Raw genomic sequence first — 7831 nt, forward strand, 5'->3', positions numbered from 1 at the left:
ACCCAATAAATGTATTATTTATGAAAAGATTTGGTCATAATTTTATAAAGTTTCTAAAATTTAAATTGATTGATGCGGTTTCATCTGAGATTTTGGCTTCTAAATCTAAAATATTTTTCACAAAAAAGCTGAGTACGGTTTTGATAAGTACAGTTGGTATTATTGGTATTACTCAGTTACCATCGGCGAATTTGGCTACTGCACAAGTTACTGTAGCTGAAATTGCAGCAAGTAATTTTGCAAATCCTCAGTTAAAGCATACTTTTAAAGGACATACTGGGGCCGTTAAATCTTTAGCTTTTAGTCCTGACGGTAGAATGCTTGTCAGTGGTGGTTCCGACAGCGATGGTATTATTCGTTTGTGGAATATGCAGAAGAATAAACGTCTGGGTGAGATTCGTAAAGCTCATCAACAATCGATACAGGGATTATCGATCTCACCAGATGGTAAACATTTAGTTAGCTGTAGTACTGACAACACCATCAATATTTGGAGTTTAGACAACTATAAATATATCCGCTCTTTTCGAGGACATAGTAGCAACGTACTATCAATAGCCGTAACTCCAGACAGTAAAATTCTTGTCAGCGGTGCTTTGGATGGAATTAGAGTATGGGACTTATTACAACAACGTCCTTTAGCGACATTAGCACGTTTTAATAATTTGATTCATGCGGTAGCTATTAGTCCTGACGGTACAACGTTAGCAAGTGGAGATAACAAAGGAGTTGTCAAACTGTGGGATTTACCAACTGGAAGATTAATTCGCGGATTTAAAGTTCATTCACGGGAAATCAACGCTATAGCCTTTACCCCCAATGGAAATAGTATTATTACTGCTAGTAGCGATCGCACTGTAAAAATGTGGAATTTCAATTCGGGAGAAGTGCTGCAAACTTTCACCGGACATAATAACTCGGTGATTGCGATCGCGATTAATCCAGACGGAAAAACTCTTGCTAGTGGTGGAAAAGATGGTATCAAGCTGTGGGATTTAACAACAGGTAGTTTATTGAATTCACTTTACGGACATTCCGACTGGGTAAGTTCGCTTGTTTTTAGTCCAGATGGGAAAACCCTTGCTAGTGGTAGCTTTGATAAAACAGTTATCATTTGGGAAGGTCAACCAGCAGCAGTTAATGCAGGATTACAGATTAAAGTTAAAGATTAAAGATTAAAGATTAAAATAACTTATTTTTTATCCAAAACAAGCGGAATTTTAATTGCAAATTCTGTTCCTTTTCCAAGTACGGAATTACAAACAAGTTGTCCGCAATGTTTTTCTACTATAATTTGATAGCTGATAGATAAACCCAATCCCGTACCTTTTCCTACTTGTTTAGTTGTAAAAAACGGATCAAATAATTTGGCAAGTACTTCTTCTGTCATCCCCGAACCATTGTCCAAAATCTGGATAGATACCCATTTATTATCTATAACTTCAGTACGAATACGAATTTCAAAGTTTTTAAAAACATCTTTCGTGATATCTTCTTTTGTCCATCCTCTATGACCTATTTCTTCTTCTAAAGCATCAATTGCATTCGCGATAATATTCATAAAGACTTGATTTAATTGACCGGGATAGCAATATACTTGAGGTAATTTTCCATACTCTTTAATTACTTCAATATTATGATGACTCGATTGAGCTTTTAAACGACTTTGTAAAATCATTAAAGTACTATCAATACCTTGATGAATATCAGCTTGTTTAAGTTCTGCTTCATCCAATCTAGAAAAGATTCTTAAGGATTTAACAATTCCTTGAATGCGTTCGGTTCCTACTTTCATTGACTTAGTGATTTTATGAAAATCTGACTTGATAAAATCTAATTCTTCAACGTCAATCTGTTGTTGAATTTTTTCTGGATAATCGGGATATTGCTGTTGATATATTTCGACTAATTTAAGTAAAGTTTCGCTATATTGCTCAACATAAGCAAGATTTGCATTAACAAAGTTAACAGGATTATTAATTTCATGAGCAATACCTGCAACCATTTGACCCAAACCAGACATTTTTTCATTATGAACTAGCTGAATTTGAGTTTTTTGCAGTTGTTTTAAAGCTTGCTCAAGATTATTTATCGCTTTTTCTAAACGGTCTGACTGAGTTATAGTAGATTGTTCGGAAACATCCAACAATTGATTCAATGTGCCAATTTGCGAATTAAGTCGCTGTAAAATATTATTTTCAGTTAAAGGATTTTCTATAGATTTACTAAAAATCTTACCATCGTCAAATGGGAGAATAGCCGTTTTGACATTCAATGCTAAAGGACGGATTAATTCTACCATTGTATGTGGAACTATTACTCTCAAAAACATTAGAATTGTAAACATATCTCCCGAAGGTAATAATCCCCCAAATCCAATTACAGATTTTACTCCAAAGGGAATTACAAATGATTTTTGAGAAGAAATATAGGGACTACTCAAAGCATTCTCAACGTAAAAGACGTTGTACATATTTTGTTCGATATCAATTAATAGATTTGGGTCGGATTGTAATACTATCCCTGGATTTAACCCAAGTTGTTTAATTAATTGAGAAATCATCGGTATACGATGTATGGTATCTTCATTTGCAAGTGGTATTGCTTTATGTCCTATAGATTTGTATCGAGAGTTCCACTCTGGAAGTTCACCAGCAGTAGCAAGTAAAGTTAAACATTTTAAATCATCTGCAATTTGATTTTTACCTAATATATTCTGTGCATATTCTTGTAATTCGGGAGGTAGTTTCCCGTAGGAGTGGGTTTTAAAGAAACGTATCAAAACACAGCTTTTTTCTCCACTATTTTTATTAACTAAATGTTCGTAGAAATATTTGATTGCTAGATTACTAACATCTTCCATACAATCAGCTTTATGAGCGGTGTTACGTAGCGCAAAGCCACATTCTGACATATCTCTAAGAGTAAATTTAGTTAAGTCATACATGGTGTTTTTGATTTAACCCTGAATTAAAATTACTTAAAGTTTCCCGACTCTCGCGTATAAGTTTAGTTTGCCCATTTTTGAGTGTTTTCTATCAAAAATCTCGATTATTGCGGATAAATAATTTTTGCGAGTTTATTGATGATTTTTATCTCTAGAAAATTTATTTTATATAGGACTTATAGTTGATTTTTTTGGCTCTTCAGTACTTACTATGCTAAAAGTCATCGTCTAAAACTTGTAAGGTATGCTGTATAAAAAAATAAACCTTTTTTATTAACAATTTTAGCTTTTTTATGGTTTTAGCGTTCAAACCCTTATCAAAGAGTACGATTTTAATATTTAACTAATAATTTGGCATATTATGTACTGAAAAGCCATTTTTTTAGCTTAGTGTGCGCTTAATGCTTAAAAAACCAGTACACTCAACTGTTTCCTATTCTCTATTTAAAGCGAGTCAGAATCATAAACCAAGTCTAATTATTCTATGACTTTAAAGAATGTTGCAAAGAACAAATAATTAGTTTTTTAAAATACAAAATAATATTGCGAACTAGATAACTCATAGATTTTGTATAGTGATGAATTATAGATGATTTATTTTGCAAATAAATAAAAAAAGACTAGATAAATATATTTTATATAACTGTAAAAAGATAGGATAAATGTTACTTTAAAACGAGCATTATTTTATCTTGTATTATTTGAATGAAATTTTCTACCTTTACTTCTTCCCTTGCATGGCTTTACGTTATTTTATTTTGTGTATGGATTTCACTACGCTTTCTTTTCTTTGATAGTCTATGGTGGTTAGCGTTAATTAATACTGTAGCGCTATATATATTTGTGCCATTAATTGTATTTTTACCATTTGCGCTTTTGTTTCGTAGATGGCGCTTATTTTTGGGACTTTGCTTTCCTTTGGGTCTATTTATTGGTTTGTACAGTTCCTTTTTTCTACCGTCTTTATCAACTCCTGTCTCACAAAATCAACCGATTATCAAAGCAATGACCTTTAATATGCTGTTTAATAATGTTGATTATGATTCAATCACTAAAATGGTAACTGAAAATAACCCTGATATTATCGGTTTACAAGAAGTGCGATCGCAAACAGTACCAATTTTAATTAAACGCTTTGCGAAAGACTATCCTTATCATGCTTTCCATCCGGTTGAACTTTCGCACAATGTAGGTATTTTAAGTCGTTTTCCCATTGACAAATTTATCGCTTTACCCGCACCACCCATACAACGTGCAATTCAAGTAACGCTTCGTTTAAATAATGGAGAATCAATAGACGCAATAGTTGCACATTTAACTCCGAGTTACCCCCTCTATAAATTTTTGAAGTTAGCTAAATATTGGTATACCAGTCGCGCTGCGGAAGTATCTTATTTAAGTAATATCGTAAAACAATATAATCAGCCGCTAATAGTTATGTGCGACTGTAATTTTACCGATACATCAGAAACCTATTCTCAAATGTACGATGTAATGAACGATAGCTTTCGTGAAGTAGGGTGGGGTTTGGGACATACATCCCGAGGTAGATTTTTTCCTATTGCCAGAATTGATTATATATGGCATACAAAACAACTTCAAGCAATAGATGGTTATGTTGGAAAACACGCAGGTTCAGATCATCTTCCAGTAATTGCGAAATTGCAGCTTGTTAAATAAAGCAAAGCTGGCAAGATTACTTTTAGGTAAAATATTAATTAGAGCGGCATTAAATTATATGGTTGTATGGGGAAATTAGTATGACAGTAACTTTAGCCAAATGGACGATAGAAGAATATCACCAGATGATTGAAGCGGGAATATTTGACAATCGTCGCATAGAATTACTCAAGGGAAAAATTGTAGAAATGTCACCGGAAGGGGAACCACACGCTTATTTTAGTACCGAAGCTGGGGAATATTCAGTTATTAGGTAATCGTGTAAAAGTTCGTCCAGCAAAACCGATTACGCTTCCAAATAATTCCGAACCCGAACCCGATATTGCGATCGCGCAACCTTTAGGACGCGAATATTTAGAACATCATCCATATCCTGAAAATATTTTCTGGTTAATTGAGTATTCCAATTCCAGCTTAGAGAAAGACTTGGAAACGAAAACTAAAATTTACGCTGAAGTCGGTATTCTTGAATACTGGGTGGTAAATCTCAAAAAAAGACAGTTGATTGTATTTAGAGAACCACAAGACGGAGAATATGCTTCAAAATCTACAATAATTGAAGGGACAATTTATCCCTTAGCATTCCCAGATGTGGCTGTATCTGTAGACATGATTGTAAGTAATTGATAAACAGCTTATTTCACCAACCTTCTAAAGTAACTTCCTCACCTTTATAACCAACTGACTTCAGAGCTTGATTAAATTCTTCTAAACCAACTTTTTTAATATCGTCTACTATTTCACAAAGCATTATATAACCAAGCTTAGAACCTTCATCATCTAGCTTTTGAGCTTCCATGTAAGAACGTGCTAGCTTGCGAGTCTCAGTCATTTTTTCAGCATCTTTGGCTGATACACCGTTTTTCTCTACACCTTTGGCAATAAGGTATTCAGATGTTTTTTTACGGTGCCACAAGTAATAAGGCTTACCTTCGGAGGGCGTAATTTCCTCAAAGAAAACACCGTCTTTTGCTAATTGAGTTGGTTCACCATCCTTTTCGCGTAATCCATGTTGCTTAAGTAGATTACCAAATTTGATTGCTGATACTCCAAATTCTTGACCTAATTCAGTCAAGGTTTTCCAAGTTTTTCGGAAATTATTTTTCTTGCCCATAATAAAATCTTTTCAGGTAATTAGTATGGTGTTGACATCGTTTTTATAAACAGCCTTCGTATTTACGTAGCTAAGCAAAATTATACTTACATAATTGTTCCCTATCTAGACAAAATGTGAAATTTATTTTGCACGGGGACTTAACTAATTTTCATACTTAAATCTAACCATTTTGACTGAGTAATCGGCGCACTACTTGATATATAGTCAACTCCAGTTTCAGCTATAACGCGAATAGTTTCCAGATTTACGTTACCAGAGGCTTCTATTTTCACTCTATTATTATGCTCGCGAATAACTTCCACAGCTTGACGCATCATATCCAGTTTCATATTATCCAACATAATAATGTCGGCTTCATATTCTAAAGCTGCTTTTACTTGCTCTAAATTTTCTGTCTCTATTTCTATGGTTAAAGGATAAGGTATCCGCGAACGAATACAAGTTATTGCTTTGCCAATTCCACCCGCAACTGCAATATGGTTATCTTTAATCATTACCGCATCATCCAAACCCATACGATGATTGATCGCACCACCAACTTGAGTCGCGTACTTTTCCAATATTCTCAAACCTGGTGTAGTCTTGCGAGTATCTACAAATGAAGTCGGTAAATCCGCAATTTGTTCTACATACTTGCGAGTCAATGTTGCAATACCACTCAAACGCATTGCCAAATTCAAAGCTACCCTTTCCCCGGTTAATAAAGCATCGAAAGAACCTTGGATTTTTGCGATCGCTGTTCCTGACTGACAATATTCTCCTTCACACACCAACGGGGTAAAATCAACTTTCTCATTTAGAAGTTGAAATACTCTACCCGCAATAGGTAATCCAGCAATTACTCCGTCAGCCTTGGCTATCCACTGCGCGTTACCGGAGGTTACATTTTGAATTAGTAAACTTTGTGTAGTGCGATCACCTCTACCAATATCTTCTTGCAACCACTCTTTAAGATAGTCATCCAAGATAATCAACGGAGGTAGCACAGCGGTTGTGATTTTCATAAAAATTGCTTTAGTAATTCATCTCAACACGAATTTAGAAATATGGTGTGAGCCTTCTTACAATTGATAACTAAAAAATGAATGCGTTTCCTATTCTTAAGGTAGTACGAGATTATCCGACTCATCAAACTTAAAAAAGGGATTCCAAGCTACTTCCCATAGATGTCCGTCAAAATCCGCGAAATATCCGCTATAGCCACCCCAAAACACTTTTTCTGCTTTTTTGACGATAGTTGCTCCTAAACTTTCCACCTGTTCCAATACTTTGGCTACTTCTGCTTCTTTCTTAGCGTTGTAGGCAAGAGTGATTCCAGAAAAGCCGCTACTATCTGAGTTAATTTTTGCATCTTCAGCCAATTTATCTCGTGGATATAGTGCGAAGACAGTACCACCCATTTGGAAAAACGCAATATTTTCTGTACTAACGCTCGAAAACTTCCATCCCAATCCATCTACATAGAATTTCAAAGAGCGCTCTAAATCTTTGACTCCCAGAGTCACTATATTTAATTTCTGTCTCATAAGGCAGTTTAATTAGTTCATCAATACTAAATTATCTCACCTCTAGTGCTTTGCACTCCCTGAATAACAAATATCTTTAACTAAATGGCTTAAAACCTTAACAAAATACTCCACTTCCAAATTTTGATTTACTCGAAATCTCTATATATATCGATTACACGCACGGACTTCGCTTGTATGGCGCTATCTAAGGCGATCGCCTTGCAACGAAGAAGCAGCCTACCCTTTCTAGAAAATGTTTCTGAAGTTAGAACATATTCGATAATTGCTAGCCCGGGGCAATTGCTTCTTTATATATAGTACGGCGTGGCAGAGGACTTTATTTATGTAGACGTGGGTTCAACTGAAATTGCTAGTTAAAACTTAAAATCTGGTAGTTGACCTTTCCAAAACTGCAAAAACCAACAAAACTCATTCCCACGGAAGACTTTTTTCAAAAAAAAAATAAAAAAATATAGCCCAAAACCCTCTTCATACAAGGATTTCAGCTACGCACAAAAAAATAATTTCAAAAAACTTTGAAAAAAGTGTTGACACAATTATATTTTCTCGGTACTATTT

Annotated in this window: 6 protein-coding genes and 1 pseudogene; 3 read left to right on the forward strand and 4 right to left on the reverse strand. The window is 34.7% G+C overall.

The genetic code is table 11. The annotated features are described in order from the left end of the window. Positions 1-20 precede the first annotated feature (20 nt). Positions 21-1172 (forward strand): WD40 repeat domain-containing protein, encoded by a 1152-nt coding sequence (locus tag VB797_RS19300; protein ID WP_323239351.1) that lies wholly within the window; start codon positions 21-23, stop codon positions 1170-1172. A gap of 20 nt (positions 1173-1192) precedes the next feature. On the opposite strand, the gene VB797_RS19305 is transcribed toward VB797_RS19300, so the two are convergent. After that, positions 1193-2947, reverse strand: coding sequence for a sensor histidine kinase (locus tag VB797_RS19305; protein ID WP_323239352.1), 1755 nt, complete (start codon positions 2945-2947; stop codon positions 1193-1195). A 705-nt stretch (positions 2948-3652) separates the two neighbouring features. On the opposite strand from VB797_RS19305, the gene VB797_RS19310 reads away from it, so the two are divergent. Both VB797_RS19310 and VB797_RS19315 read left to right on the forward strand, forming a co-directional pair. Next, a complete protein-coding gene (locus VB797_RS19310; RefSeq protein ID WP_323239353.1) occupies positions 3653-4627 on the forward strand; it encodes an endonuclease/exonuclease/phosphatase family protein in 975 nt (324 codons plus the stop codon). An 80-nt stretch (positions 4628-4707) separates the two neighbouring features. After that, positions 4708-5254 (forward strand): annotated as a pseudogene (locus VB797_RS19315) (Uma2 family endonuclease). 13 nt (positions 5255-5267) lie between these two features. Here the strand turns inward: VB797_RS19315 and VB797_RS19320 are convergent. The 3 genes from VB797_RS19320 to VB797_RS19330 all read right to left on the reverse strand — a co-directional run bounded on the left by VB797_RS19320 (position 5268) and on the right by VB797_RS19330 (position 7270). Further along, the gene (locus VB797_RS19320; RefSeq protein WP_323239354.1) at positions 5268-5741 is read right to left on the reverse strand and encodes a hypothetical protein; all 474 of its coding nucleotides are present in this window, start codon (positions 5739-5741) and stop codon (positions 5268-5270) included. A gap of 140 nt (positions 5742-5881) precedes the next feature. Next, the gene (gene nadC, locus VB797_RS19325; protein ID WP_323239355.1) at positions 5882-6748 is read right to left on the reverse strand and encodes a carboxylating nicotinate-nucleotide diphosphorylase; all 867 of its coding nucleotides are present in this window, start codon (positions 6746-6748) and stop codon (positions 5882-5884) included. A 96-nt stretch (positions 6749-6844) separates the two neighbouring features. Then, positions 6845-7270: a VOC family protein gene (locus VB797_RS19330; protein ID WP_323239356.1), complete on the reverse strand. Its 426-nt coding sequence runs from the start codon at positions 7268-7270 to the stop codon at positions 6845-6847. Between the last annotated feature and the right edge of the window lie 561 nt (positions 7271-7831).

Origin of the sequence: Rivularia sp. UHCC 0363 (assembly GCF_034931125.1) — a bacterium.
In the GTDB taxonomy this organism is placed as follows: Bacteria; Cyanobacteriota; Cyanobacteriia; order Cyanobacteriales; family Nostocaceae; genus Rivularia.